This window comes from Bacillus sp. 220_BSPC (assembly GCF_001054655.1).
Taxonomy (GTDB): Bacteria; Bacillota; Bacilli; order Bacillales; family DSM-1321; genus Peribacillus; species Peribacillus frigoritolerans.
The window spans coordinates 1-1,302 of the sequence record NZ_JVPL01000045.1 but is presented as its reverse complement, the minus strand read 5'-3'; the positions used below and the strand labels follow the sequence as shown (position 1 = coordinate 1,302).

The window sequence follows — 1,302 nt, the reverse complement described above, 5'->3', positions numbered from 1 at the left end:
GTCGAAGTTCAAATGAGTCCTTTGCTTCTTCAATCAACTGTTTCACTTCATCAATTTTACTTAAGAGCCGCTCTATCTTATTTACAATACGTTTTTGTTCACTTATGGGCGGAAAGGGAATTGGTAATTTCCCAAGGTTCTTACGAGTGATTCTTAAACGGGTTGTTCCTCTTGCCAATTTCTCTGCTTGAGTTCTAAAAAATACAGAATTAAACATGTAGTTTAAATAATGTTTATCAAATAATCTCTCATTAGGTCTTAAATAAGCAATATCAACAGCGGTAATTAGTTTTTGTTTTAGATCAGGAATAATACAACTTCTAGCAATCGGTTTCGCCATTCTCGAAATTAAAATATCTCCAGGTATTATTTCCTTACAACTTAACTCTTCAAAAGTTTTCATTGAAATATATCTAGATGATTTATTTAAGAACTTACCTTCCCCAATGTCTGATAGCTGAATTAATCTCACTTCTCCATTTGGGTCGATGTTTTCACTAAGAATCCATTTTCATCACCAAAACTACCATCTTCTTTTTTTGAGGATTCTAAATTTACCCAAACCCAATTCTCAGGCAGTTCATAAGGCTGTTCTTCCTTTGGGATCAAGGCTTCTTCCAATAACTCTTCCGCATTCTTGTTTTTAACCATCACTTACTCACCTTAACTTCTTCTGTTTTTTCACGGAGTTCTTCGACAACTTCAGTTAATAAGTCCATCGCTTGTTGAAGTTTTAATATAGCTTCTTCGGCTGAGATGATTGGGTCTGGAAGATTATCATAAGATGAAAGCGATTCGTCGGCAATCAATCCAATATCTAGACTGTCATTCTTCTTAGCTATTTCTTCTCTCGTGAACTTGTTCCAACGCTCATCTTCCACTTTTGAACGGTCTTCTGAAACATAAGATTTCATGAAATCTTCGAAATGAGCCATTGTTAGTTGATTTCGCTTACCAAATGAAGACATATTTGTCCTTAAGTCATATACCCAAACATCTTTTGTATTGCCCTGGTCTGTTTTTTCTCTTGTAAAAAACAAGACATTGGTTTTCACACCCTGCGCATAAAAAATACCAGTCGGCAAACGCAAAATAGTGTGTAAGTTACACTTATTCATTAAATCTCGACGTATTTGCGCCCCAACTCCGCTTTCAAATAACACATTGTCAGGAAGGACAACTGCTGCACGTGCTTGGAGGTATAGACGCCCTTAAACCAAAGAAAAAGGGGCGTCTATCCATGAAAAAAGAAACTAAGAAAAAATCGCCAGCTAATGGCTCTCAAGAAGCACTTCTTGCCGA

At 36.3% G+C, this 1,302-nt stretch carries 2 protein-coding genes and 1 pseudogene; all 3 read right to left on the bottom strand.

The genetic code is table 11. From position 1 onward, the window contains the following. Positions 1–472 (bottom strand): restriction endonuclease subunit S (locus tag ADA55_RS02845; protein ID WP_048678705.1); only part of this gene is annotated, 472 nt, incomplete at its 3' end. Further along, positions 469–651 (bottom strand): hypothetical protein, encoded by a 183-nt coding sequence (locus ADA55_RS29960; RefSeq protein WP_048678701.1) that lies wholly within the window; start codon positions 649–651, stop codon positions 469–471. The genes ADA55_RS29960 and ADA55_RS02845, both read right to left, overlap by 4 nt. Next, a pseudogene (locus ADA55_RS02835) lies at positions 651–1,193 on the bottom strand (N-6 DNA methylase); the annotation flags it as partial. The gene ADA55_RS29960 and the pseudogene ADA55_RS02835, both read right to left, overlap by 1 nt. Positions 1,194–1,302: the final 109 nt, after the last annotated feature.

Bases quoted from the DNA above. Each gene is read 5' to 3' on its own strand.
- ADA55_RS29960 (WP_048678701.1), bottom strand. From the start codon at position 651: ATGGTTAAAAACAAGAATGCGGAAGAGTTATTGGAAGAAGCCTTGATC.